24 protein-coding genes are annotated in these 25,839 nt (G+C 34.0%); 6 read left to right on the top strand and 18 right to left on the bottom strand.

From position 1 onward, the window contains the following. Nucleotides 1-14: 14 nt before the first annotated feature. From Q0516_RS01055 to Q0516_RS01015, 9 genes are all read right to left on the bottom strand, one after another. A complete protein-coding gene (locus Q0516_RS01055) occupies nt 15-491 on the bottom strand; it encodes a DUF5684 domain-containing protein (RefSeq protein WP_294467959.1) in 477 nt (158 codons plus the stop codon). A gap of 11 nt (nt 492-502) precedes the next feature. Continuing rightward, on the bottom strand, nt 503-1,021 hold the full coding sequence (locus tag Q0516_RS01050; protein ID WP_294467956.1) for a DUF5684 domain-containing protein: 519 nt from the start codon (nt 1,019-1,021) through the stop codon (nt 503-505). After that, the gene (locus Q0516_RS01045; RefSeq protein ID WP_294467953.1) at nt 1,021-1,491 is read right to left on the bottom strand and encodes a DUF5684 domain-containing protein; all 471 of its coding nucleotides are present in this window, start codon (nt 1,489-1,491) and stop codon (nt 1,021-1,023) included. Before Q0516_RS01045 ends, Q0516_RS01050 begins: the two co-directional genes overlap by 1 nt. 341 nt (nt 1,492-1,832) lie before the next feature. Continuing rightward, nucleotides 1,833-3,344, bottom strand: coding sequence for a 2,3-bisphosphoglycerate-independent phosphoglycerate mutase (gpmI, locus tag Q0516_RS01040; protein WP_294467950.1), 1,512 nt, complete (start codon nt 3,342-3,344; stop codon nt 1,833-1,835). Between the two features lie 10 nt (nt 3,345-3,354). Continuing rightward, nucleotides 3,355-4,110, bottom strand: a complete 756-nt coding sequence (gene tpiA / locus Q0516_RS01035) for a triose-phosphate isomerase (RefSeq protein WP_294467947.1) — start codon at nt 4,108-4,110, stop codon at nt 3,355-3,357. Between the two features lie 30 nt (nt 4,111-4,140). Continuing rightward, complete coding sequence (locus Q0516_RS01030) at nt 4,141-5,346, bottom strand: phosphoglycerate kinase (protein ID WP_117532061.1); 1,206 nt, start codon at nt 5,344-5,346, stop codon at nt 4,141-4,143. A 97-nt stretch (nt 5,347-5,443) separates the two neighbouring features. After that, on the bottom strand, nt 5,444-6,457 hold the full coding sequence (gene gap / locus Q0516_RS01025) for a type I glyceraldehyde-3-phosphate dehydrogenase (RefSeq protein ID WP_257480990.1): 1,014 nt from the start codon (nt 6,455-6,457) through the stop codon (nt 5,444-5,446). 297 nt (nt 6,458-6,754) lie between these two features. Further along, entirely contained in the window at nt 6,755-7,843 is a 1,089-nt protein-coding gene (gene serC, locus Q0516_RS01020) for a 3-phosphoserine/phosphohydroxythreonine transaminase (protein WP_294467936.1), read from the bottom strand. A 44-nt stretch (nt 7,844-7,887) separates the two neighbouring features. Further along, nucleotides 7,888-9,123, bottom strand: coding sequence for a DUF1015 family protein (locus Q0516_RS01015; protein ID WP_294467934.1), 1,236 nt, complete (start codon nt 9,121-9,123; stop codon nt 7,888-7,890). A 339-nt stretch (nt 9,124-9,462) separates the two neighbouring features. On the opposite strand from Q0516_RS01015, the gene Q0516_RS01010 reads away from it, so the two are divergent. After that, entirely contained in the window at nt 9,463-10,221 is a 759-nt protein-coding gene (locus tag Q0516_RS01010; protein WP_294467932.1) for an IspD/TarI family cytidylyltransferase, read from the top strand. 74 nt (nt 10,222-10,295) lie between these two features. Then, a complete protein-coding gene (locus tag Q0516_RS01005; protein ID WP_294467931.1) occupies nt 10,296-12,197 on the top strand; it encodes a LicD family protein in 1,902 nt (633 codons plus the stop codon). Nucleotides 12,198-12,260: 63 nt separating this feature from the next. Here Q0516_RS01005 and Q0516_RS01000 read toward each other — a convergent pair whose 3' ends face one another. The 3 genes from Q0516_RS01000 to Q0516_RS00990 are packed head-to-tail and all read right to left on the bottom strand — an operon-like array spanning nt 12,261 to nt 14,135. Next, on the bottom strand, nt 12,261-13,076 hold the full coding sequence (locus Q0516_RS01000; protein ID WP_294467929.1) for a hypothetical protein: 816 nt from the start codon (nt 13,074-13,076) through the stop codon (nt 12,261-12,263). Continuing rightward, complete coding sequence (locus Q0516_RS00995) at nt 13,070-13,768, bottom strand: ABC transporter ATP-binding protein (RefSeq protein ID WP_257480986.1); 699 nt, start codon at nt 13,766-13,768, stop codon at nt 13,070-13,072. The genes Q0516_RS01000 and Q0516_RS00995 overlap by 7 nt, the downstream gene beginning before the upstream one ends. Beyond that, on the bottom strand, nt 13,761-14,135 hold the full coding sequence (locus Q0516_RS00990) for a GntR family transcriptional regulator (protein WP_294467926.1): 375 nt from the start codon (nt 14,133-14,135) through the stop codon (nt 13,761-13,763). The genes Q0516_RS00995 and Q0516_RS00990 overlap by 8 nt, the downstream gene beginning before the upstream one ends. A 211-nt stretch (nt 14,136-14,346) precedes the next feature. Here Q0516_RS00990 and Q0516_RS00985 point away from each other — a divergent pair, with 211 nt between their 5' ends. Further along, a complete protein-coding gene (locus tag Q0516_RS00985) occupies nt 14,347-15,738 on the top strand; it encodes a leucine-rich repeat domain-containing protein (RefSeq protein ID WP_294467923.1) in 1,392 nt (463 codons plus the stop codon). A 30-nt stretch (nt 15,739-15,768) separates the two neighbouring features. Here Q0516_RS00985 and Q0516_RS00980 read toward each other — a convergent pair whose 3' ends face one another. Together Q0516_RS00980 and Q0516_RS00975 are read right to left on the bottom strand one after the other, a co-directional pair. After that, entirely contained in the window at nt 15,769-16,998 is a 1,230-nt protein-coding gene (locus Q0516_RS00980) for a phage major capsid protein (RefSeq protein WP_294467920.1), read from the bottom strand. 21 nt (nt 16,999-17,019) lie between these two features. Next, nucleotides 17,020-17,808, bottom strand: coding sequence for a hypothetical protein (locus Q0516_RS00975; protein WP_294467918.1), 789 nt, complete (start codon nt 17,806-17,808; stop codon nt 17,020-17,022). 227 nt (nt 17,809-18,035) lie between these two features. Between Q0516_RS00975 and Q0516_RS00970 the strand changes: the two genes are divergently transcribed. From Q0516_RS00970 to pflA, 3 genes are all read left to right on the top strand, one after another. Then, entirely contained in the window at nt 18,036-18,212 is a 177-nt protein-coding gene (locus Q0516_RS00970) for a hypothetical protein (RefSeq protein ID WP_007049347.1), read from the top strand. Between the two features lie 173 nt (nt 18,213-18,385). Beyond that, nucleotides 18,386-20,617, top strand: a complete 2,232-nt coding sequence (gene pflB, locus Q0516_RS00965; RefSeq protein WP_294467913.1) for a formate C-acetyltransferase — start codon at nt 18,386-18,388, stop codon at nt 20,615-20,617. A gap of 73 nt (nt 20,618-20,690) precedes the next feature. Next, entirely contained in the window at nt 20,691-21,398 is a 708-nt protein-coding gene (gene pflA, locus Q0516_RS00960; protein ID WP_294467910.1) for a pyruvate formate-lyase-activating protein, read from the top strand. A gap of 45 nt (nt 21,399-21,443) precedes the next feature. On the opposite strand, the gene zapA is transcribed toward pflA, so the two are convergent. The 4 genes from zapA to argJ all read right to left on the bottom strand — a co-directional run bounded on the left by zapA (nt 21,444) and on the right by argJ (nt 25,492). Further along, nucleotides 21,444-21,980, bottom strand: coding sequence for a cell division protein ZapA (gene zapA, locus Q0516_RS00955; protein WP_007049350.1), 537 nt, complete (start codon nt 21,978-21,980; stop codon nt 21,444-21,446). A gap of 252 nt (nt 21,981-22,232) precedes the next feature. Continuing rightward, nucleotides 22,233-23,414: an aspartate aminotransferase family protein gene (locus tag Q0516_RS00950; protein ID WP_294467903.1), complete on the bottom strand. Its 1,182-nt coding sequence runs from the start codon at nt 23,412-23,414 to the stop codon at nt 22,233-22,235. A gap of 3 nt (nt 23,415-23,417) precedes the next feature. After that, nucleotides 23,418-24,272, bottom strand: a complete 855-nt coding sequence (gene argB, locus Q0516_RS00945) for an acetylglutamate kinase (protein WP_117532039.1) — start codon at nt 24,270-24,272, stop codon at nt 23,418-23,420. After that, nucleotides 24,272-25,492, bottom strand: coding sequence for a bifunctional ornithine acetyltransferase/N-acetylglutamate synthase (argJ, locus tag Q0516_RS00940; RefSeq protein WP_294467896.1), 1,221 nt, complete (start codon nt 25,490-25,492; stop codon nt 24,272-24,274). Before argJ ends, argB begins: the two co-directional genes overlap by 1 nt. Nucleotides 25,493-25,839: the final 347 nt, after the last annotated feature.

Here is a 25,839-nt window from a genome sequence, read left to right as displayed (position 1 = left end):
TTATATGATTTTTATTACTTCTTTAAGTCAAATCTGCTTTTACCAAACCCTAATATAAGAATAAATATAGGATTTAAAGTGATAAGCCCCAATGCAAATAATTTTCCTCTATTGAAAGCCTTTGCTAATCTTATGGATACAATTATATGTATAGCAAAATTTATAATCGGTATATAGTATAAAATAAAGGACCATTTCGGATAACTTAACATTTTACATAAAATATACTTATTATAAACGGGAACTACTGCTTTCCAGCCTTTTTGTCCTGATTTCTCAAATACCCGCCATCTCCCTGTCATTATCAAAGGAAGTGATAATATATAAATAGGAAGTATAAGTCCCAAATAATAAATCAAAAGGATATAAAACCACCTTTGGAAAGTATCTATCAGGATTTCCCATCGCGTTGGAGCATAAGAACCTGGATCAAAAACCGTAACCTTAAAATTAAGTTCATCAACTATAAATTGAAATATCTTATTTAACATTCGATTTAACCTTAATTATCATTATCGGTAGCCATTGATAAATATTCACTCTTATTAAATCCCAGTATTATAAGGAAAAACGGAAATAAGAATATCAATCCAAAAGTAAAAGGCTTTTTCAATTCAAACTTCCTCGATAATCCGATACACATCATAATATGAACAGCTATATTTACTATTGGGATAAAAGAAAGTATACAGTATAAACCTTTATCCATCGCTATTTTATATAGGACATATCTGCTGTAAAAAGGGATAAATGCCTTATACGCTTTTTCATTTGCCTTTTCAAATACCTTATATCTTCCAATGATTATAAAAGGCAAGAGTACTAGATAAAATTTGATTGTAATATCCAGAATAAATAAAACAAGAAAAGCAATTAAAAGGATATATTCATTTGAATTTGAAGCAAGCCCTGCAAAATCAAATGGAGCAAAAAAGCTATCACTTTCTATCCAGCCTATATCAATACTCGTTAGCTGAAAACTAAAGTTATCCACTATCCTCTGCATGATTTCGGTAATCATTATATATCTCCTTTTATAGAATATTTATCGTCTGCGTCATAATAATGCTCTTTTTTATCTCTTAATAATACCAAAATAGGAATAAAGACTTCGGGAAGCAATATAAGCCCGATATTAAAAGCTGTTGACTTTTTAAAATATATTCCCGTCTTATAATCTAAATAGATATAAAAAATATCCCTCACATAAGGAACAAAGCATAATATCCAAAGCCAGCCTTTATCCTCTGAAATAACCTTTTTTATAAGTAAATATAAAGAGTAGAAAGGAACTATAAATAAAATCCCTCTATACCCGAGCTTTTCATATAATTTATAATAAACAACACCATAGAAAATCAAATAAAGAATTAAAAATAATAAAATAAAGTAGCCCCAATTCTCATTGTTGGAAATCAAGTTTTTCATGTAATCAAAACTACTATCAAAAATATCAATATCATAAAGATACTTAAATAATAATAGGATCATAACTATTCGCCTCTTTTATATATGTAATACAATCATTATACTACAAAATACGACAAAGTAAAACGAAAATGAATGAGGTTGTCTGATTTAAAGGATTTTAATTAAAATATCCTAATAAATAGATATTTATTTTTAATTGTTATTCATTACCGTCATAAAGAAGGTCAAATATAAAATCATCTTATTTCATTAAATTTTTCTAACCTTGAAAATAATAAACTATTAAAAAAGCTCCCTTTTTGGGAGCTTTTTTATATTACGCCGCGATATGACCTATCGTGACTTTTAGATTCTTTTAATAAGGCTTAAACCTTAGATAATAAGATAATTCTTTTTTAGAACTATTTTAATACAAATGACTTACCTGTCATATCTTCCGGTTGTTTTATGCCCATCAAATCAAGTACTGTAGGAGAAACATCGCATAAAGCTGCTTCTTCAACTACACCTTTGATTAGTTTGCTTTCAACTATACATTTTACTTTATTAGTCGTATGAGCTGTAAATGGTTTTCCGTCTTCAGACATAAGTTCCGCATTACCGTGGTCAGCTGTGATTATAATGCTGTAGTCATTTTTCAATGCAGCACTTTCAACTTCGCCTACACATTCATCGACTGCTTCAACGGCAGCCTTAGCGGCTTCAAATACGCCTGTATGACCGACCATATCACAGTTAGCAAAATTGACAGCAATAAAGTCGTAATCTTTATCGTTGATTGCTTCAACCAGCTTGTCCTTTACTTCATAAGCACTCATTTCAGGTTTTAAATCGTAAGTAGCTACTTTAGGAGACGGAACAAGTATCCTGTCTTCCCCTTTGTATTCTTTTTCGATACCGCCGTTGAAGAAATATGTTACATGAGCATATTTTTCGGTTTCGGCGATCCTTAGCTGAGTATATCCGTTATCGCTTAAATATTCACCTAATGTGTTTGTAATGACTTGAGGTTTGAATGCGATTAGTACATTCTTAAAGCTTGCATCATAATTTGTAAATGTAACAAATGTCAAATTCAAGTCTTCTTCCCTTTCAAATCCGTCAAAATCAGCTTCTACCAAAGCTCTTGTTATTTGTCTTGCTCTGTCGGGTCTGAAGTTGAAGAAGATAACGCTGTCATTCTTAGAAATTTTAGCGCCCTCACCAACTATCGTAGGAAGTACGAATTCGTCTGTAGTATCGGCGTCATAAGAAACCTGCATAGCATCAGCCGCACTGTCTGCTTTTTCTCCGATACCGTAAACCAAAGCGTCATATGCTTTTTTTGTTCTTTCCCATCTGGTATCTCTGTCCATTGCATAGTATCTTCCCGATACAGTAGCGATTTTACCTACACCGATTTGCTTGATTTTTTCTTCAAGTTCTTCGATATATCCTTTTCCGCTCATAGGAGGAGTATCTCTACCATCCATATAGCAGTGGATATATACATCTTTAATTCCTTGTTTTTTAGCCATTTCAAGCAAAGCATATAAATGTTCGTTAGATGAATGAACTCCGCCGTCAGATACAAGACCCATCAAATGAAGAGCCGAGTTATTCTTCTTAACATTTTCTACAGCTTTTAAGAATTCTTCATTAGTAAAGAAATCTCCGTCCTGAATTGATTTTGTGATCCTTGTAAGTTCCTGATATACGACTCTTCCCGCACCAAGGTTTAAATGTCCTACTTCACTGTTACCCATTTGTCCTTCGGGTAAACCAACGCTTAAACCGCTGCAGTTAAGGAATAAGTGAGAGTTATCTTTCCATATCCTATCCAAGTTTGGTGTTGAAGCACTATATACTGCATTACCTTCATGACTCTCAGAATAGCCATAGCCGTCTAATATCATTAATAATACTTTATTCATGTTCCACCTATTAAGCTTCTTTATAATTAACTAAAGTAACAAAATCAGCTTTTAAGCTTGCTCCGCCGACTAAAGCTCCGTCGATATCGCTCATTGACATCAATGCTTTCACATTACCCGCATTAACACTTCCGCCGTAAAGAATTCTCATTGCATCGGCAACTTCTTCACCGAGAAGTTCTTTAACAAGTTTTCTGATATATCCGCATGCTTCGTTTGCTTGTTCATCGGTAGCTGTTTTGCCTGTTCCGATAGCCCATACAGGTTCGTATGCAAGGATGATTTTCTTAGCGTCTTCTTTAGAGATACCTTCAAGCATTTTAGTAGTTTGTTCTTTTAATACATCAAAAGCTTTTCCGCTTTCTCTTTCTTCTAAAGTTTCTCCGACACAAGGGATTGGTATCAAGCCTTTTTCCAAAGCTTTTTTAGTCTTTAAGTTTACGCCTTCATCTGTTTCGTTGAAGTATTGTCTTCTTTCGCTGTGACCGATAATAACGTATTTACAGCCTGCTTCGATAATCATATCGGCTGTTACTTCTCCTGTGTAAGCACCGCTTTCTTCGAAGTACATATTTTGTGCACCGATACCAACGTTTGAACCTTTTGCTGCTTCCACAGCCGCAGGGATAGTCATATAAGTCGGGCAGATAACCACTTCAGGGTCTGCCACATTGATTTTATCTAAAAATTCATTAAAAAACTCTTTTGCTTCAGCAGCTGTTTTATTCATTTTCCAGTTGCCGGCTATTACTTTTGTTCTTGCCATTTATACTCTCCTTTTACTTATCTGTAATGTTTATTTATCGTTTGCTGCAACAACGCCCGGAAGGTCTTTTCCTTCAAGGAACTCAAGGCTGGCACCGCCGCCTGTAGAGATATGAGTCATCTTATCTCCGAAACCAAGTTGGTTAACGGCTGCTGCTGAATCTCCGCCCCCGATTATCGTTGTAGCGTCTGTTTCAGCTAATGCTTCTGCTACAGAAATAGTACCTTTTGCAAGGATAGGATTTTCAAATACACCCATAGGTCCGTTCCAAACTACTGTCTTAGCTGATTTTACTGCGTCAGCGAATAATTTTGCAGTTTCGGTACCGATATCAAGTCCCATCATATCAGCAGGGATTTCATTTGAAGGCACTACTTTGATTTCGATTTCGGCATCGATTGGATTTGGGAAATCCTTTGTGATCGTAGTATCTATAGGAAGTAAAAGTTTTTTACCAAGCTTTTCGGCTTTTTCCATCATTTCTTTACAGTAATCTAATTTTTCATCATCTACCAAAGAAGTACCGATTTCGTATCCTTTAGCTTTTAGGAATGTATAAGCCATTCCTCCGCCGATGATCAAAGTATCACATTTTTCAAGAAGGTTAGCGATAACGTTTAATTTATCCGCAACTTTAGCTCCTCCGAGGATTGCTACGAAAGGTCTTTCTGGATTATTTACCGCATTACCTAAAAAGTCGATTTCTTTTTGCATTAAATAACCTACAACGGCTGTGTCAACATATTCTGTAACACCAACGTTAGAACAGTGAGCTCTGTGAGCTGTACCGAAAGCGTCGTTAACAAAAATATCGCATAATGAAGCTAAGTCTTTGCTTAATGCTTCTCCGTTTTTAGTTTCTTCCGCTCTGTAACGTGTGTTTTGAAGAAGTACTACATCTCCTTCTTTCATGTCAGCAACTGCTTTTTTTGCATTTTCCCCTACTACGTTATCATCAGCCGCAAAAACAACTTCTTTACCTAATTTTTCAGATAATCTTTTTGCAACAGGTGCAAGTGATAATTCAGGCTTAGCTTCTCCCTTTGGTTTACCGAGATGAGAACATAAAATAACTTTACCGCCGTCTTTCATAACCTTTTCGATTGTAGGAAGAGCAGCGTTTATTCTGTTTTCATCTGTGATTTCTCCGTCCTTTAAAGGTACATTGAAGTCACATCTTATTAATACTTTTTTTCCTTTGACATTTATATCATCTACTGATTTTTTATTTAGCATCTAATATGCTCCTTTCAAAATTTTGTAAATAAAAAGGTCCGGGCCAGTAACGATCCCGGACCCATTTTGGATCTTTGTAAATTGTACTTTAAGTTGATTAAGCTAATTCTGAGAAGTATTTGATTGTTCTTACCATTTGGCTTGTGTAAGAATTTTCATTATCATACCAAGATACTACTTGAACTTGTGTATCACCGTTTTCCATTGGAGATACCATTGTTTGTGTAGCGTCGAATAATGAACCATATCTCATACCTACGATATCGCTTGATACTAATTCTTCTTCTGTGTAACCGAATGATTCAGTTTGAGCGTTCTTCATAGCTTCGTTGATTTGTTCAACTGTTACGTTACCTTTAACAACAGCTACTAAGATTGTTGTAGAACCTGTTGGTGTTGGAACTCTTTGTGCAGAACCTATTAATTTACCGTTAAGTTCAGGGATAACAAGACCGATAGCTTTTGCAGCACCTGTTGAGTTAGGAACGATGTTAACTGCAGCTGCTCTTGCTCTTCTGAAGTCACCTTTTCTTTGTGGTCCGTCAAGAGTCATTTGGTCGCCTGTGTAAGCATGAATTGTGCTCATGATACCAGATTGGATTGGAGCTAAGTCGTTAAGAGCTTTAGCCATTGGAGCTAAACAGTTTGTTGTACAAGAAGCTGCAGAGATAACTGTATCTTCAGGTGTTAATGTTTTTTCGTTTACGTTATAAACGATTGTTGGAAGGTCATTACCTGCTGGAGCAGAGATAACAACTTTTCTAGCACCTGCTTTAACGTGAGCTTCTGCTTTAGCTTTAGATGTATAGAAACCTGTACATTCTAATACTACGTCTACACCGATTTCTCCCCATGGAAGTTTTGCAGCGTCAGCTTCAGCATAGATTTTAATTTCTTTGCCGTCGATGATGATTGAATCATCTGTAGCTGAAACTTTATCAGCAAGAGCGTATGTTCCTTGTGATGAGTCATATTTTAATAAATGTGCTAACATGTCCGGAGATGTAAGGTCATTGATTGCAACTACTTCATAGCCTTCTGCACCAAACATTTGTCTGAATGCTAACCTCCCAATTCTACCAAATCCGTTAATAGCTACTTTTACTGCCATAATAAAATTCCTCCTAATATTATAATTATTTTATTTTTTTGAAGTCTTGATTTATTTTATTTTCAGACCTCATTACGTAGCAAGTTTAAATTAGCCCCAATATTCGAGCATAAATTGAACTTTATCAGTATTATATATAAATTAATCAGTAAAATCAATAATTTAAATGAAAAAATGAAACAACTTTTTTATAAATTTATCGTTGTTTCATTTTATTTTTGATAATCTGTTACAAATGCCCGCTTTTTTTCGTTTTTACATTATGAAAAAAGCTTACAATATATAACAAAACTATTTTTAAGCATTCTCTTTTTCAAATTTTTTCATGAATTCCACTAATTTTTCAACGCCTTCTATCGGCATAGCGTTATAAATGGAAGCTCGCATTCCTCCGACGGTCCTATGTCCTTTTAAGTTGACAAATCCTGCTTTTGCAGCTTCGGCTACAAATTTAGCGTCTAAATCTTTATCTCCAGTAACGAAAGGAACATTCATAAGAGAACGGTCTTCTTTTACAACCGTACCCTTAAACATATTGCTTTCATCCAAATAATCGTAAAGTATCTTAGCTTTCTTTTCATTGTGTTCTTTCATTGCCTCTAAGCCGCCTTTACCTTTAAGCCACTTGAATACTTTTCCGCAGATATAAATTCCATATGCGGGAGGAGTGTTAAATAAAGAGTCATTATCAGAATGAGTTTTATATCTAAGCATTGTAGGGACTTTTTCATCAATTTCTTCATCTGACGGAATAAGGTCTTCTCTGATTATTACTATAACAACACCAGCGGGACCGATATTCTTTTGTACCCCTCCGTAGATAATGCCATATTTTTCAACGTCTACAGGTTCAGATAAGAAACATGAAGATACATCGGAAACCAATGTTTTTCCTTTTGTATTTGGAAGTGTATGATATTTTGTTCCGTAGATAGTATTGTTTTCACATATGTATACATAGTCCGCATCATCGTCAATATCCAAATCACTAACATCAGGGATATATGAATAAGTCTTATCTTCGCTTGAAGCGACTGCTTTTGCATTACCGTATTTTTTAGCTTCGTTAAAAGCTTTTTTAGCCCACTGTCCGGTTATTATGTAATCGGCTACCCCATTTTTCATAAGGTTCATAGGTATCATTGCAAATTGCTGACTTGCACCGCCTTGTAAAAACAATACCTTATAATTATCGGGAATGTTCATTAAATCTCTTAAATCCTGTTCTGCTGTCTTGATGATTTCATCGAACCATTTTGAACGGTGGCTCATTTCCATTACAGACATACCGCTTCCGTTATAATCAAGCATTTCTGCCGCTGCTTCTTTTAATACTTCTTCCGGTAATACCGCCGGACCTGCTGAAAAGTTATATACTCTGCCCATTTAATTTTATCTCCTTTTTCTACTATTATTACTATTATTGTATTTTATATTTTATGTATAAATAAACCGCTTCTTAATTTTGGCTCGAACCATGTTGACTTTGGAGGCATTACCATATTTGCGTCAGCAACTCCGAATAAATCATCCATAGTTACCGGATAAACGGCAAAAGCTGCTCCCCCGAATTTATCCGCTCTTTCCTGTAATTCTTTCAAACCTCTTATCCCTCCGACAAATTCAATATTATCATTGGTCCTTGGGTCATCTATACCAAGAATTGGACCTAAAAGATTTTCCTGAAGTATATCCGCATCAAGGCTCTTGACAGGATTACTTTCATCAAAAGTACCTTTTTTAGCGGTAATAAGATACCACTTACCCTCTACGTACATTGAAAAGTCATGCTTCTTACTTGGTTTTATTATTTCATCACTCGGTTCACTTATTTCGAATTTTTCTTTCATTTTACTAAAGAATTCATCTTTATCAAGTCCGTTAAGACTTTTTACTACTCTGTTGTAATCCATTATAGAAAGCTCATCGCTGTCAAACACTACGGATAATATATAGTTATATTCTCTGTCTTTATCATCCCCCGCTTTTTCTCTGAGTCTCTTACCCACTTCGTAAGATGAAGCTGTTCTGTGATGACCGTCCGCTATATATAAGTAATCTATATCATTATAATATCCTCTTACTTTTTCTACGTCTTCTTCATTGTCAACGACCCATAATATATGGCTTATACCGTCATCGGAAACAAAGTCGTATACCGGTTTATTGTTCTTGGTGAAATCTTCTATGAAACTATGTACATTTTCATTATGTCTGTGAGCGAAGAACACCGGTTCGGTATGAGCCGAACACGCAAGGAAGTTATTTATCCTGTCCACTTCCTTTTCGGGTCTTGTAAACTCATGTTTCTTGATTATCCCCTGTTCGTATTCGAATGTGGAACAGCATCCGCAGATACCTGTCTGCACTCTGCCGTCCATGATCTGTCTATATATGTAGTAAACTTCTTTATCTTCTTGTTTCAAGTATCCTTTTTGCAAAAACTTATCGAAGTTTTCTCTTGCTTTTTCATATACTTTTTCATCATGAATATCTACACTGTCGTCTAGATCTATATCGGAGCGTACAATATGTAAAAAGGACTTTTCATTTTTGCCCATTTCCCTTGCTTCATCCCTGTTCATTACATCATAAGGCAGACAGGACACATCTTCTACATATTTTTCATCGGGTCTTATCCCCTTAAATGGTTTTAATACTGCCATAAACTCCTCCTAAAATTTTTATTAAACTAAATGATATCATCACTTAAAGATAACTTCAAGAATTTTGAGAAAATTTTCATAAAAAGTTGATTAATTTCATTTTTTATTACAATAATGTAAATAGGATCTATATTTTTATATACCATTATTTACAAATACTTATAAAGACATTATTTGACAAAAAGATATGGTATTGATATAATTTATTAAATATTTGTAAAGTTTTTGAGTCTTTGTAATTATTAATAAAATTAAATGTTTATGAGGGGATATTTAATAATTATGATTTTAAAAACAAAAAATATAAATCTATAAAACTAAATTAGGAGAAAAAAGAAAATGAATGTTGCAATTTTGCCGGCTGCAGGAATTGGTACAAGAATGGGAGAAGTTTGCAAAGAGACTCCCAAACAATTTCTAAAAGTATTTAAGAAACCTATTATGGTTTATACTTTGGAAGTTTTCGAAAGATGTAAAGATGTAGATGCAATAGTTGTAGTTTGTCATAAAGATTGGATTGACTTTTTAAATAAAGAAATAGGAAAAGTCGGACTGGAAAAAGTAAAAGCAGTTGTTCCGGGAGGAGCTACAGGACAGGAATCAATTAATATAGGTATAAATGAAGCAAAAAAGCTTATATCTAAGGATGATGATGTTATAATTATTCAAGACGCAGTAAGAGCACTCGTAAGCGAAGACTTGATTTCAAGGGCTATAAATGGTGCAAAAAAATATGGTGCTGCAGCAACCGCAGTTGAAAATTCATCTATTCTTTACAAGCTGGATGAAGATAAATTACCTTATGAGTACGTTGGAAAAGCCAAAATATTCTTAAGCCAAACACCACAAGCCATTCAGTATAAAAAAATGACTGATGCTCATAAATTGGCAAAAGATAAAGGTATAACCGATACGAGCGCCACATGTCAGTTATTATTTAACTTGGGTGAAAAAATACAATTTGTTCAAGGAGATCCTATGAACATTAAGATTACCGCAAAAGAAGATTTAAACTTCTTTAAAGAAGTAATCAGGGGTAGAATGGCAAAAGAATGGTTAAATAAAATGGATGAAGAGGATTATTTACAAGAAATATAATTATTTAAAAATAATACAATGTAACATCTGTATATCTGATGTTACATTTCTATTTTATAGATTAGAGGAGAAAAATGGGTAATATAAATAATAGTGATTATATAAAAACAAATAAAGACAGAGTATTAAACGGACTTAAAATTATTCAATTCAATGCACTCAAAGAAATAGATAGGATATGTAAAAAATATGATATAACATACTCCTTATCCGGAGGAACCTGTCTTGGTGCAATAAGAGATAAAGGCATTATCCCCTGGGATGATGACATTGATATCGAAATGATGAGAGATCAATATGAAAAATTTATGGAAGTTGCACCAAAAGAGTTGGATCCCGATACTTATTATATGCTGGGATATGATGTTGATAAATCTTATCATAGCGCAACTCCGAAACTAATGATAAAAGATACTCAACTCAGAACAAGATTTTATGTAAAAAATAATTATGATAACCCTATTTGTGTAGACTTCTTCGTATATGACTACATGCCTAACGATGAAAAAAAGAGAAAGAAATTAACTACTAAAATATATTATTTAAGAGTTTTAATGCTTTTTAAATGGTTCGGAGTAACACCGAGACTTCCAAAAAAATATAAATCATTAATTAAATTATTATTAAAATTTGTACCTTTCAGTGTACTTCATAATATGCATGACAAAGCTGTTGCTACATGCAGAAACAATCCTACAGACTGGATACTTGAAACTGCTGTTATAAACGGAAACTACGGAGGAATGCCGGTAGAAGAAAGAAAAGAACATGTTTTAGTTGAGTTTGAAGATCAAATGTTTCCTGTAATGAAAGGATATGATACTTATCTTAGAAGATTTTTCGGAAACAGTTATATGAAATGGCTCCCGCCTGAAAAGAGAGTTTCGCATCACAAATGGGCTGAAGCAGATTTTGGTAGATTTGTTAGAGAATATAATTTGGATATACCAAAAGATTATGAAAAATATCTTGTCATGAAATTAAATGATGAAAGACTGGAACATGTAAAGAAATTAAATCTTGAAATGTGCGACGAGATAAAACGAATTTGTGAAAAACATAATATTGAATATTATATTGTCGGAGAAGACGCATTAGCAAAATCATACGGTGTAGAAGAATATGGGAAATTCTGGCGCAATGATATGTCATTTGCAATGAAGAGACCTGAATTTGAGAAGTTTGAAAAAATAGTTATGGACGAGCTGGATAAAAAATATATTTATCAGTCTAGAGAAACCGAAGAAGACTATAAATTTATTTATCCGAAGATAAGACTTGATAATTCAATATTCAGAGATAACAAAACTGTACCGGCTGATATTCATATTGGACTTTGGATGAACATATTAATCCTTGAAAAAACTTCCAATAACAAGGACCAAAGAAAAAAACATTATACACAGTTAAGAAGAATAAATAACTTGATCAGAAATAAATGGTTATATAAAAATTTAAGAATACTAAAAATAAAATCATTTAAAGGTAAAGTTATGAGACTTTTACTAACACCAATTTCAATGAATACTCTTTATAAAAAACAACAAGCTCTTATAAATAAATACAAAGACAGTAATACGGATTATTATATTGAATCCACATGTACTAAATTAAGCTGCTATGGAGTGAATAAGTCATTTTTCCAAGGAGGAGACAAACTTGAATACCTTGGACATGAATATAATTTCCCTAATAAAATAGAAAATTTCAAAGATCTTTTTCATTATGAAAATAGTAATATATATTTTATGAAAACTTTAAAAGAATTAAAAGCGGAAAACTTAAATGAATACTATAATATTACAAATAGCTTAACAGAAGAACAGTTAATGAAAATAAATAATAGAATTGTCGTATTTTCCTTAGGAATATATGACCATCCGGACTATATGTTATCTGCAATATTTGCAACAAGACCGGATGTTGAATCGGCTACGCTGGATGATTTTGAACAACCGGAACATAGGTCATTCTAATAAAAAGGAACTATGAAAATCATAGTTCCTTTTTATTATATTAATTAAAAATATATAATCAAATTATTCTAAGTTGAGTCTGTTTTCCATCATATACTTGGTTATAAAGAAATATACAGCGTTAAGTATCAATATATATAAGATTATCCCGATGAATAATAAATGGAACGCCGCAGTGTTGTTTAATGAATTCATCATTGATGTCAAAGGATTTGAAAATATCATTCCAACAATAGTCGTGATTACAGTTAAAATCAATGATAAGACCATATATGCTCCGAATGAACATAATATCTTATTCTTTTTAGCCGAAAAACCTATTGCCATAGACGCATATACATTGAGTATCTTTGATGAACATCCAAGTATCATAATGATAACGAAATATATAAGTCCCATAAATACCAGTCCGCCTTCTTTGGTAAATACAGCATTGATCACTTCTTTGAAAGAAGCCCAGTCTATATCCGTGATATTAAGAGAGCCCGAAACCATCACTACTACAAAGATAGAAAACAATACTACTATCCCCGTTACTATAATCCAAAATGTGCTTATTATAATTTTGCTCAATATTTCTTTAGCTACTGTTATAGGAAGTGTATGAGTCAAATATCCCTCGTTTGATAAATCAGATTTATAAAATCTGAAAATACCAAGTAAAGCCGATAATATAAATATGCCTATGATACCTAAAATATATGCTGTCATTCCTACACCGCCGAAAAGATTGATAAAAATATTGTTTTCGCTTATATGAGGTTCGATAACCCCGAAGAATACTCCGTTAAATATTGATATAAGTAATAAAACAATAATTGCAGGAAGCATCAACCTTTTTGTCGCTTTAAATTCATATTTCATTAATTTTCTTAACATCTGAATTCCTCCCTAAATAGATTGTCGATAGACATTCCTTTTTCTTCCCTTATTTTATCTGCGTCACCATTTAAAACTACCTGTCCGTTTTTTAGAAAAATAACTTCATCCAATACCTTTTCTATATCGGAAATCAAATGAGTTGAAATAATCACCGTAGAATCTTCCGAGTAGTTATTTATAATGGTATTTAATATATAATCTCTGCTTGCGGGATCGACTCCCCCGATAGGTTCGTCTAAAAGATAAACTCTGGCTTCTCTGCTCATTACCAAAATAAGCTGAACCTTTTCTTTTGTACCCTTCGACATGGTCTTAAGTTTGTCGGTAGGATTTATTTTAAGACTTTCAAGCATTTTGTAAGCTTTCTTTTTATTGAAATCATTATAAAAGTCTTCAAAGAAGTCCATTAGTTCATCTACTCTCATCCATTCATTTAAATAGCTTTTGTCGGGAAGATAAGAAATTATCTCTTTTGTTTCTATCCCCGGTTTCATACCGTCTATCATGATCTCTCCCCCGGAAGGAACAAGAAGTTTGTTCATTAACTTTATAAGAGTAGTCTTACCGCTCCCGTTAGGACCGAGCAGACCTACTATCTTACCCTTCGGGATACTTAAAGTAACATTATTTAGAGCAAGTATTTCGTTGTATTCCTTGAATAAGTTTTTAATTTCAATCAAATTACTCATCTGTTTTTCCTCCCACAGCCTCTTTTATTACAGATATGATATCTTCGTCTTTAAAACCGATCTCTCTCATCTTAAGTAAAAAATCATCTACATATTCTCTGGCTAACAATTTTCTTCTCTCCTTAATTACATTTTCGTCTTCCGTCACAAATCTTCCGCTGGTCCTTGAAGAAAAAACTATGTTGTTTTTTTCAAGTTCACTGAAGGCTTTCTGAACAGTATTTGGATTTACATTTGCTATACTTGCAAATTCTCTGACCGATGCAAGTTTGTCAGATGCCTTGTATTTTCCTTTTAGTATATCTCTTTCTATATATGAAGCTAATTGCAGATATATAGGTCTGTCACTTTTAAATTCCCATTCCATATTTGTCCGTCCTTTCTTGTATTATTGTATTAATTAACTAATACAATAATACAATGGTATTTATATTTTGTCAATACCTTTTTGAAAAATATTAAATTTTAAATATGAATAATAATTTAAAATGAAAATATAATGAAATTAAGAAATAATATATTTAAATAATTACATAAATATGGTAAAATGATTTGAATATAAAAAGGAAGTATAGATAATGAAAAGAAATAAAAAAATCACTTTAATATCAATTATTCTAATGACTTTATTATTAATACCATCAATTACTTTTGCAAAGCCCGACACAACCGATGAAGAAACCACAAGAGAAGTCGGTGACAGTATAACGAACGTAACCCAGGGAAAAGAAAACGGATATACGTATAGAATAAAAAATAAAAAAGCATATATAATGTCATACAATACAACAGAGGAAAGTATAAAAAGTCTTGTTATTCCCGATAAGATAAAAGACTGTCCGGTTGTAAGTATACAAGATGAAGCATTTAAAAATGTACCTGCAAAAAGTATCGTGATCCCAAAATCGGTAGAAACGATAGGAGATTTTGCTTTTTATAATTGCAGTGAACTTGAAGATCTAACAATAAAGGGATGTAAAAAAATAAATACTTATGCATTTTCCAGCTGTTTGAATTTAGAAAATGTAATTATCGAAGAAGGATGCAAAAAAATAGAAGAGAGTGCATTTTTAAACAGTACAATGAGTACAGTTACACTTCCCTCAACCCTTAAGGAAATAGGGAGCAATGCATTTACAAATTGTTTAAATCTTACATCGTTTACCGTAGCTGATAACAATAAATATTTTAAGAGCATAGACGGAGTATTATATAGTAAAGATGAAAAAACATTAATAGCGTATCCTTCCGGTAAAGATTTAGCTAGCTATACTGTCAATGAAAAAACTACGACTATACAAAATTCTGCTTTTTATGGGAATAAAAATCTCGAAACGATAACACTTCCTAAAAAACTGAAAAAAATAGGTGCTTTGTCTTTTTATAATACAAAAAGTTTAAAAAGTATTGAAATACCAAAGAAAGTATCTACTATAGGAAGTGAAGCTTTTTATGGCAGCGTAAGCTTATCAAATGTTACGTTAAAGGGAACAAATACCATAAGCAAAAATGCATTCGCAGAATGCGAAAGTTTAACCGATGTAAAATTATCCGACAGCTTAACGGAAATAAAAGCAAACGCTTTTGAAAATTGTACTATGCTTAAAAACATTAGCCTTCCCGATTCAATTCAAACCATTGGAGCATCGGTATTCAGAGGTTGTATAAGCTTAAATAAAGTAACTATGCCCAAAGGTGTAAATTACATCAGAGACTATGCTTTTGCGGACTGTACTAACCTTACAGAGGTTAATTTGGGTACAGGAGTGACAAATATAAATAAAAAAGCATTCAGCAACTGTCCTAAACTCACTAAATTTATTGCACCGTCATATAATTTAGGTTTCATAGGAAAGACCGTTTTTGATGACAGCAAAAATGTAGTTATATATGCTCCATATAATTCTTATGCATTAAGATATGCGGATGAAAATAAAATTAATACTAAAAATATTGATGCAGAATATTAAAAAAAGGAAGATATATATCTTCCTTTTTTATTACATTTCATCAAAACCAAATAATCTCGCCTGACCTTTAGGTTTAGCACATCCTATATCGCAGTACATTTCAAGGACTGCCTGATACACCGGAGTATTATCCACTCGATGTAATATACCTCCGTCTTTTTGCATCCAGTCAAAATCGTCTAATTGGAATAGAGAAAAATCTTTGGTTGAAATAAAGTCCATTGTCCCCTCTTTCAGATATCTTTCTTTAAAAATAGGTATACCCGCAAAAGACATCGTCTTATATCCGCCTTTGATATCCGTATATTCGATATTTCTTTTATAAGACTGGTATAGGTTTTGGAATGCTCTGGCACCTCCATAGGTAGTATGGATATAATCTATAGTGGAACCCATTTGTTCTTCACATAAATCAATAGCGTACTGCATATCCATTTCCGTTAAAGGATGAGCACCGTCTGCTTCCTCCGCTGCAATTTTATTTGCGTTAAACCATGAATTTGCGGTCCTGTCTATACCGTAAAGATTAGGGCTGTTGAATACCGAGTCGATACCCGTTAGTTCCATATCTTTGTTTCCGGTAAAGACGATATAATCCGCTGATACAGTTCCCGATGCATTGGACTCAACAGTCAAATCGGAAGGTAAATTCAATATAATGGTATTTGCTTTATAATCTACATCCTTGATTTCCAAAGCTTCCATATCCGCAAATTCCTTATTTTCACTGTTATCGATTATATCAATAAATTGACCGGGATAAAAATATTTGCTGTTTTCGACATTTACGGTCGCTTCACCTTTTTTATATACCCATGTACTGTCATTCTTCTTTATGCATGTCACTTTACCCGAACCGTCTGACAAATACTGTCTTCTGATATTATCCTTTGCGTCTGTAAGCAGATCCTGCATTTGTGCGGTAAGCATATTTGCAAAGCTCCCTTTATCCGTTCTGGAAGCTTTGATAAGTTTAGACGAAATACTTAAAACCGCAAACAGGTTCTTTGTTTCCCAAGTAGCCTGTATATATTTTCTTGCATTTGCGGTAGGAAGAAGCCCATCTTCGCTTCTGTTTCCTATCCCGCCGTGTCTTCCGTACTGAAGGGCCATTTTGATATTTCCCCCTTCGACATCTTCGCTGTTACGGGTAATCATTGCAAAAAACGGACCCGAGTCTTCATTCAAAGATGCTCTTACAGGGGATAAAAAATAAGATTTAAGTGCCTGATCTGCACTTTTAGTTGTTGTAACTGACATATAATCACACTCCTTTTATATTTATTCAAGGGATTTTAAAAATAATTTTGCTGCGTCTGCAAAGTTTTTTGGTTCTTCCTTTTTGGTATAAGATGTATAACCGTCTTCATCTTTAAAGACCAGAGGCATTTTCATTTCATCCAAATCTTTAAGATAGTTTTCTATTACCACATTCTTTACCATTTCATTTTGTGCTATCTTATCTATATTCTTTTCGATATAATCTTCTATATCCGGAAGTTCTTCCACAGAATACTTGCACATGTTATACGCCGCAATCAAACCGTCATATCCGCTTTCATATAAGTACTTAACCTTTTCGCCGTCAATATTTATGACTTCGGTATCGATTTTCTTTAAAATGCTGCTTTCCAGACTCTTAAAATCCTCATATTTTTCTCTTAACTTCGCTATATTTTCTTTAAATATATAACCTTTTTCAATTTCGGATTTTTCTTTACTTAACTTGTTATTTTCTTCTTCAAGCTCTCTTATCCTAAATTTCAAGCTCACTACTTCGGGATTTTCCTTAGATGAATACTCACTCTCTTCATCGATGTCTTTCTCTTGTTCAACATTTTCTTCCAAAGACTTTTTAACTTTTGTACTGTCTATATTTTTTTCATTATTTTTTATATTTTCGTCTTTGGTATTTTCTTTTGTAGGTTTGACATCCTCTTTCTTTTTATCATTTTCTTTGTTATCAGTTTCACCCTGAAAATCCTTACTGTTTTTTTGATTTATGGGATTTTTGATTTTTTTCTTATCATCTGCAAACAGCTGCATATTTGAAATATTATAATCAATCATTTCTCCACCTCCTCTCAGTTAAATACTTCTATCTAAATATAATCAAAAATAAATGAATTAAATCAGTATTAAATTGTTACAATTGTGAATAAGTGATAAAAAATTGATTAAAAATGAATTAAACTTGTATTTTACAAGTTTACACGGATTTATTATTGTGATATATTTATATTAAATTGTGTATGTGGGATATATAATAAATTTAAATTTTTAGGGGGATAGTGAGGATGAAATATATCGTTGAAAGAGATTTATTTATGAGCAAACTGCAAAATTACCTTAATGAGATGGACGAAAAAGGATATGATCTGGTGGATGTTTTTGTATCAGAGCAGGATATAAAAGACGGTAAAGAGAACAAATATCAACGTGCAAGCAAAGTTACCGTTATCATGAGTAAATAATTTATACCAATATGTAGAAAAATATAAAAAAGATTTGACTATATATGCTAAAATAGAGTATTATTAGACCGAAGATAGAACAAGAAAAATGCTAAATTTTTTTGAAAATATTTTCGGTTTTATTTTATTATTAAAATAAAATAGATATAAAATATTTATATGGAGGAAATATAATGTTTAAACAATGGGATGGATTTAAAGAAGGTTTATGGAATGATAATATCAACGTTGATGATTTTATTAAGATAAACTATACCCCATATGACGGAGACGAAAGTTTTCTTAAAGGACCTACAAAAAGGACCACGGAATGTAACGAAAGAGTTAAAGAACTCTTAGTCGAAGAAAGAAAAAATGGCGGTACTTTAAAAGTTGATGCATCTAAGATCATGAGAGTAAATGCTTTTGATCCGGGATATATAATAGAAGGAAAAGATATAATAGTAGGACTTCAAACAGATGAACCTTTAAAGAGAGGTATTTGTCCGTTCGGAGGGATAAGAATGGTAAAATCCGAGCTTAAAGAATACGGCGCAGAGCTTCCAAAAGAAATAGATGATATGTTTAATTATATCACTACACATAATGACGGCGTATTCAAGGCTTACTCTCCGGATATCAAAAAAGCTCGTCACTTGGGCTATTTGACAGGTCTTCCCGACGCTTACGGAAGAGGAAGGATAATCGGAGACTACAGAAGATGTGCCTTATATGGTATAGACAGACTTATCGAAGAAAAGAAAAAAGACCACGACGAAGTTTCTTCAAGACCGGTAATGCTTGAAGAAAATATAAGAGTTGCGGAAGAGATTTCACACGAAATAGACGCATTGAAAGAAATCAAAAAAATGGCAGAAAAATACGGTTATGATATTTCAAAACCTGCCAAAGATTTCAAAGAAGCGGTTCAGTGGACATACTTTGCTTACCTTGCAGGTATCAAAGAAGAAAACGGAGCAGCTATGTCAATAGGAAGGATTTCTACTTTCCTTGATATCTACGCTGAAAGAGATTTGGCCGAAGGAAACTACAATGAAGAACAGATTCAGGAAATCATGGATGACTTCATTTTAAAACTAAGAGTTGCAAGACACCTTAGAACAAACGAATACAACGAACTCTTCGGAGGAGACCCAATGTGGATAACGGAAGGTATCGCAGGGGTCGGCGAAGACGGAAGACACAGAGTAACAAAGAACTCTTATAGGATATTAAATACTCTATATAACCTCGGAGCCGCACCTGAACCTAACTTGACTGTATTATGGTCTGAAAAACTTCCTGAACCGTTCAAAAAATTCTGTGCACAGGTTTCAATAGATACAGACTCAATACAATATGAAAATGACGATGTAATGAGACCTCACTGCGGTGATGACTACTCTATCGCATGCTGTGTATCAGCTATTCAAATGGGACAGCAGATACAGTTCTTCGGAGCAAGATGTAACCTTGCAAAGATACTTTTACTTTCTCTAAACGGAGGTAAAGAAGAAAGGACAGGAGACAGCATGGGACCTCAAATGGAACCTGTGGGAGACGGTCCTATAGACTTTGACGATGCATGGAAGAGATATATGGAATACATAGAATTCTTCATGGGATTATATGTAAATACAATGAATATAATCCACTACATGCATGATAAATACGACTTTGAAAAGAGCCAAATGGCATTCCTCGACTCCGAAGTTAAAAGACTTATTGCTTTCGGTGTTGCGGGATTATCCGTTGCAACAGATTCATTATCAGCAATCAAATATGCAAAAGTAACTCCAATCAGAGACGAAAACGGACTTATAGTAGATTACAAAACAGAAGGCGACTTCCCTAAATACGGGAATGACGATGACAGAGTAGATGAAATAGCAGTTAAAATAACAGAAAAAGTTATCGAAGAGCTTAGAAAACACCCTTCATACAGAAATGCGGTTCATACTCTATCTATCTTAACAATCACTTCAAACGTAATGTATGGTAAGAAGACTGGTAACACTCCTGACGGAAGAAGAGCGGGAACACCTTTTGCACCGGGAGCCAATCCTATGAACTGCAGAGATAACACAGGAGCGATAGCTTCACTTAACTCGGTATCAAAAATCAAATGGGATACATGTCAGGACGGTATTTCAAATACATTCAGCATCACTCCCGATTCACTGGGCAAGGATAAAAAGTCAAGAAATGAAACATTGGTTAAATTACTAAGCGGATATTTCAATCAAGGTGCTCATCACTTAAACGTAAATGTTCTAAATAAAGAATTATTGATGGACGCTTATGAAAACCCTGATAAATATCCAAGCTTAACGGTCAGAGTTTCCGGTTATGCGGTAAGATTTAACGCACTGTCAAAAGCTCACCAAAAAGAAGTTATAGAAAGAACTTTCCACGAAAGTTTATAATTTGAATTAAATGGTACCGGTCTTATGTCCGGTATCATTTCTTAATTAAGAATTATTATAAGAGGATAGAAAAATGGTTAAAGGCAGATTACATTCCATAGAAACATTCGGAGCCGTAGACGGTCCGGGAATAAGGACGGTTTTTTTCCTGCAGGGGTGTCCGGCGAGATGTCTTTACTGTCACAATCCCGACAGCTGGAAAATAGGAGCCGGAAGTGAAGTAGATGCAGCAACTTTAGTTAAAAGAGCTAAAAGAGGCATCCCCTACTACGGTGACGACGGCGGAGTAACATTCTCGGGAGGAGAACCTTTACTTCAAGGCGAATTCCTTATCGAAGCAATAAAAGCACTTAAAAAGGAAAACATAAACTGTGCCATAGATATAAGCGGGACGTATTACGATGAATTCTCACATGAGGCAATAAACCAATCGGACTTGATACTTTTGGATATAAAACACACAAATCCCAAGCAGTTTACTAAAATAACCAGCAGAAGTCAGGAAACACTGTTTAAAATCATCGAAGATATAAATGAACTTGGTAAAAAAGTTTGGATAAGACAAGTAATAATCCCGGGTATAAACGATAACGAAGAATACATCGAGAGTTTGAATGAATTTATAAAACAAATAAAAAATGTAGAAAAAGTGGAACTTTTGGGATATCATAACATGGCAATAAACAAATACGAAAAACTGGGAATGGACTATAAATTAAAAGACGTAAAACCTATGGATAAAGCTAAACTGGATAGATTAAATAGCATGGTAAAATATTAAATAAAAAAAAGCTTTCAAAATTTGAAAGCTTTTTATTTTTTATACCTAGCTTGAATAATCGAGTATATTCTTTCTTGCTTTTACAAGTTCGATTTGATTTTCAAGAAGTTTATTTTGAAGTTCGCTTATAGACCTTCTGTTGAGTTCTATTTCACTTCTCATAGATGTGAACTTTTCCTTATACTCTTCAAGTAAATCTTTCAATTCTTCATTCTCGATTTCAAGTTTTTCATACTTATACTGCATGGAAAGTCTTTTTGCTTCGTTTGCTTCGGCTTCTTCCAAAGCTGACATCAATTTTTCCTTGTAATCGGTAAGTATTTCATATTCTTCCTTGTCTTTTCTGAGGTCTTCCACCTCATCCTTTAAGGAGAATAATTCTTCGCATAAGTTAAGTGAAGATAACACTGCAGCCGTATAAGGATTCATATAAGGATTGTTTTTCTTTACTTCCTTGATGAGTTCATCTACAAAGCCTGCAACTTTCTTTAAGCTGTCTTCATCATTATCTGTTATTATAGTGTAATTAGTACCTAGAATATTAACAACGACTCTATTCTTTGGTGTGTTTTTTTCTTCCATCTCTATCACCCATTCACTTTACAAAAATATATAAATTTATCAAAATACAATATATAAATATATAATACCACAAAGTTTACTATAAAAAAAAGAAAAAATTAGAAAATTGCATAATTTTTTCTCTTTTAATCGTATATATAACATATAATAACATTTATTACGTATTATATATACTATTACGTTTGTTAGTGTAATATTTTTATCAAATTTACTTTAAATATTTTATATTAAAGTTTACTTTTAAATCAATATTTATACTTCACTCAAGATACTGTCAAGTATTTCAATGCATTTATCAATGTCCTCTTTGGAAATAATAAGAGGCGGTACAAACCTTATTATGTTCGTTCCGGAATTAAGCAGCAGAAGTCCTTTTTCAAGAGCTTTATTTATAATATCCGAAACAGGGAAATCAAGTTCCATACCAAGCATAAGACCTACTCCCCTTACATCTGATATGAAAGGATATTTTTCTTTTAGACCCTCAAGCTTTGATTTCAAATATTTACCTTGTTCTTTTACATTATCAAGGATACCCTCGTTTAAGATTTTGTTTATAACGTATTTGCTTGCGGTGGAAGCAAGTGTATTCCCTCCGAAGGTAGAAGCGTGATTTCCTGGCTCAAACCCTTTAGCTTTATCTTCGCTTACTAAAATCGCACCTATAGGAAAACCTCCCCCGAGACCTTTAGCCATTGCCACGACATCGGGAACGACATCGAAGTATTCATAAGCAAATAAATATCCGCTCCTTCCGATACCGCACTGGACTTCGTCAAATATAAGGAGTATATCAAGTTCATCACATAAGTTTCTTACCTTTTGTAAAAACTCTTTCGTTGCGGGTCTTATTCCCCCTTCACCCTGAACCGGTTCAAGGATTATACCGCAGGCACCGCTTCTCGCTTCCTTTTCAAGGGCTTCAAAGTCCATAAAATCAACATGAGTGACATCGGGCAAAATAGGTCCGAGCCCCTTTTGATACTTAAGCTGTCCCGTTGCGGTTATGGAACCGAAAGTCCTGCCGTGAAAAGAATTTTTCATTGCTATTATTTTGGTTTCTTTATTCTTGAATTTATAAGCATAAAGTCTTGATAACTTTAAAGCAGCTTCGGTAGCCTCAGCTCCCGAGTTACAGAAAAATACTCTGTCCAGCTTGCTGTTATCCACTAAAAGTTTTGCAGCTTCTACGTTCGGCTTTGTATAATAAAGGTTTGAAACATGGTAGAATTTCTTCATCTGCTCATTCAAAGCATTATTAAGTCCCTCGTCGTTATATCCGAGAGCATTGACGGCTATCCCGGCTACAAAATCAAGATACTTATTCCCTTTATCGTCATATAGATAAACTCCTTCTCCTTTGTCGAAGACTACAGGGATCCTTCCATATGTATTCATTAAAACTTCACTTCCGGTCTTAATTATATCTTCCATTTCTTACTCCTTGATCATCGTTCCTATCCCATAGTTTGTAAATAATTCTATTAATAAACTATGTTCAACTCTTCCGTCTATTATATGTACGCCTTCAACGCCGTTTTCAACGCTTTCTTTGGCACCTTTTATCTTCGGTATCATTCCTCCGTCTATTGTGCCGTCGTCGATTAGACCTTGTACATCACCTATATTTATCTGTCTAATAAGATTTTTATCCTTATCGAGGACTCCTTCTATATCAGACATGAATAATAATTTCTTTGCACTCAGTGCACTCGCCACATGACAGGCAACAAAATCCGCATTTATATTATAGCTGTGTCCCGTCTCATCAACACCAACAGGCGCTATGATAGGAATGAAATCATCATCGATAAGTTTTGCTATAAGCATAGGGTTTACGCTTTTTATCTTACCTACATATCCTATATCGTCTCCTCCCGGAGTATGTTTTTCGACTTCCAGTATATGACCGTCCTGTCCCGAAATACCTATGGCATTCATTCCCTGATTTGTAAAGAGGGAAACCAAGTCTTTATTTACCCCTCCGGCAAGGACCATCTGCACTATATCCATAGTTTCATTGTCGGTATACCTAAGTCCGTTTATAAACTTATGTTCTTTACCGACCCTGTCTAACATCTTATTTATATCTTTACCGCCGCCGTGAACTATCACAGGCATTATACCGACAAGCTTCATAAGAGCGATATCATTTATCACGCTGGCTTCCATTTCTTTATCTACCAGTGCCGCTCCGCCGTATTTGATTACCACTATCTCACCGTAAAACTCTTTTATGTAAGGAAGAGCTTCTATTAAAATATTGGCTTTTTCCATATATTTATCGTCCATCAGCTTCTGTACTCTCCGTTTATTTTTACATATTCGTAGCTTAAATCACAGCCCCATGCAGTCGCTTTTTCATTTCCCGCATTCATGTTTATATCTATTTCTATTTCAACCTGCTGCAGTATCTCAAGGGCTTTTTCTTCATCAAAATCAAGGGCTATCCCGTCCTTATAAAGTTCAATTTCCCCTTTTGCACTTTTAAATGAAAGAGTTACTATATTAGGATTGAACTTTACCCCCGAGTATCCTGCGGCACAAAGTACCCTGCCCCAGTTCGCGTCTTCTCCGAAGAACGCCGTCTTAACAAGGGAAGAACCTATGATGCTCTTGGCTATCTTCTTAGCATTTTCTTTTGTATCGGCATTTAATACATTGACCGCCATGAACTTCGTAGCACCCTCGCCGTCTTTTACGATTTGAGTTGCAAGATGTTTGCATACAAAAGTAAATGCGTCTTTGAACACATTATAATCCTTATGTTCTTTTGTAAGAAGTTCGTTTCCCGCCATACCGTTGGCTAGAGCGATGACGCTGTCGTTTGTGGAAGTATCACCGTCGACGGAAATCATGTTATATGTATCGTCGGCTATTTCTTTTAAAAGTTCTTTAAAAGTAGCGTCGTCTATGTTTACATCTGTAGTGATAAAGGAAAGCATAGTCGCCATATTCGGATGTATCATTCCAGACCCCTTGGCGATGCCTCCTATTTTGACTTTCTTATCATCTATTATTATTTCAACGGCTTTATCTTTTATAAAAGTATCCGTCGTAAGGATACCTTCCGCACAGTTTATCCCTGAAACTATATCATCATCAAGAGCAAGAGAAACTTCTCTTATCCCCATAATAATAGTATCCATAGGAAGCTGTACTCCAATAACTCCCGTAGAATTGACATATACGTCTTCAGGTTTCAAAGCAAGACAAGCTGCCGTCTCTTCAGCCATTTTATATGTATTGTTAAGTCCTTCTTCTCCCGTGCAGGCATTTGCATTCCCGCTGTTTATTATTATGGCTCTGGCTTTTTTGCCTTTATTATATAATTCCATATTGTGAAGTACGCTTGAAGCCTTTACCTCATTGGTGGTAAATACTGCCGCGACATTGCATGGTTTCTCGGAATATATAAGAGACATATCTTTTCTCTTTCTCTTAAGTCCCGTAGATTTGCCGGCAGCATAAAATCCTTTTGGTGCAACAACGCATCCTTTTTCTGTTTTCATTGTTATACTCCTTACTATTATTTGTAAGGCTGAGCCTTACAATTCCTACAAGGGACTCCGTCCCTTACACCCTGCTTAAACTTTGCTCGCCCAAAGTTTAAGAATAAAGGGCTTCACTCAATCGCCGTGATGGCTCTTAACGCGGTCGAATTTGACTATTCACTGTTCGTTAGAACAGATAAATTTAACAAAAGTTAAATTTATTCAAGCTTTAGCTTTATGAATAACACGAGCGGATTTCCGAAGGAATATTTGCGAGTTTCCTTATTTAATCTCTGCCCGAGATTTTTGAAACGACCGCTACCCCGTCCTTTAAATTTACCATTACATCTAATAAATCATTTATA

The sequence above is a fragment of the uncultured Anaerofustis sp. genome, assembly GCF_938029165.1.
Taxonomy (GTDB): Bacteria; Bacillota; Clostridia; order Eubacteriales; family Anaerofustaceae; genus Anaerofustis.
The sequence above is the reverse complement of the archived record's forward strand: the minus strand, read 5'-3'. Positions and strand labels throughout refer to the sequence as shown.

Coding starts and splice junctions, on each gene's coding strand:
- Q0516_RS01055 (WP_294467959.1), bottom strand. CDS start 491: ATGTTAAATAAGATATTTCAATTTATAGTTGATGAACTTAATTTTAAG.
- Q0516_RS01050 (WP_294467956.1), bottom strand. CDS start 1,021: ATGATTACCGAAATCATGCAGAGGATAGTGGATAACTTTAGTTTTCAG.
- Q0516_RS01045 (WP_294467953.1), bottom strand. CDS start 1,491: ATGATCCTATTATTATTTAAGTATCTTTATGATATTGATATTTTTGAT.
- gpmI (WP_294467950.1), bottom strand. CDS start 3,344: ATGAATAAAGTATTATTAATGATATTAGACGGCTATGGCTATTCTGAG.
- tpiA (WP_294467947.1), bottom strand. CDS start 4,110: ATGGCAAGAACAAAAGTAATAGCCGGCAACTGGAAAATGAATAAAACA.
- Q0516_RS01030 (WP_117532061.1), bottom strand. CDS start 5,346: ATGCTAAATAAAAAATCAGTAGATGATATAAATGTCAAAGGAAAAAAA.
- gap (WP_257480990.1), bottom strand. CDS start 6,457: ATGGCAGTAAAAGTAGCTATTAACGGATTTGGTAGAATTGGGAGGTTA.
- serC (WP_294467936.1), bottom strand. CDS start 7,843: ATGGGCAGAGTATATAACTTTTCAGCAGGTCCGGCGGTATTACCGGAA.
- Q0516_RS01015 (WP_294467934.1), bottom strand. CDS start 9,123: ATGGCAGTATTAAAACCATTTAAGGGGATAAGACCCGATGAAAAATAT.
- Q0516_RS01010 (WP_294467932.1), top strand. CDS start 9,463: ATGAATGTTGCAATTTTGCCGGCTGCAGGAATTGGTACAAGAATGGGA.
- Q0516_RS01005 (WP_294467931.1), top strand. CDS start 10,296: ATGGGTAATATAAATAATAGTGATTATATAAAAACAAATAAAGACAGA.
- Q0516_RS01000 (WP_294467929.1), bottom strand. CDS start 13,076: ATGTTAAGAAAATTAATGAAATATGAATTTAAAGCGACAAAAAGGTTG.
- Q0516_RS00995 (WP_257480986.1), bottom strand. CDS start 13,768: ATGAGTAATTTGATTGAAATTAAAAACTTATTCAAGGAATACAACGAA.
- Q0516_RS00990 (WP_294467926.1), bottom strand. CDS start 14,135: ATGGAATGGGAATTTAAAAGTGACAGACCTATATATCTGCAATTAGCT.
- Q0516_RS00985 (WP_294467923.1), top strand. CDS start 14,347: ATGAAAAGAAATAAAAAAATCACTTTAATATCAATTATTCTAATGACT.
- Q0516_RS00980 (WP_294467920.1), bottom strand. CDS start 16,998: ATGTCAGTTACAACAACTAAAAGTGCAGATCAGGCACTTAAATCTTAT.
- Q0516_RS00975 (WP_294467918.1), bottom strand. CDS start 17,808: ATGATTGATTATAATATTTCAAATATGCAGCTGTTTGCAGATGATAAG.
- Q0516_RS00970 (WP_007049347.1), top strand. CDS start 18,036: ATGAAATATATCGTTGAAAGAGATTTATTTATGAGCAAACTGCAAAAT.
- pflB (WP_294467913.1), top strand. CDS start 18,386: ATGTTTAAACAATGGGATGGATTTAAAGAAGGTTTATGGAATGATAAT.
- pflA (WP_294467910.1), top strand. CDS start 20,691: ATGGTTAAAGGCAGATTACATTCCATAGAAACATTCGGAGCCGTAGAC.
- zapA (WP_007049350.1), bottom strand. CDS start 21,980: ATGGAAGAAAAAAACACACCAAAGAATAGAGTCGTTGTTAATATTCTA.
- Q0516_RS00950 (WP_294467903.1), bottom strand. CDS start 23,414: ATGGAAGATATAATTAAGACCGGAAGTGAAGTTTTAATGAATACATAT.
- argB (WP_117532039.1), bottom strand. CDS start 24,272: ATGGACGATAAATATATGGAAAAAGCCAATATTTTAATAGAAGCTCTT.
- argJ (WP_294467896.1), bottom strand. CDS start 25,492: ATGAAAACAGAAAAAGGATGCGTTGTTGCACCAAAAGGATTTTATGCT.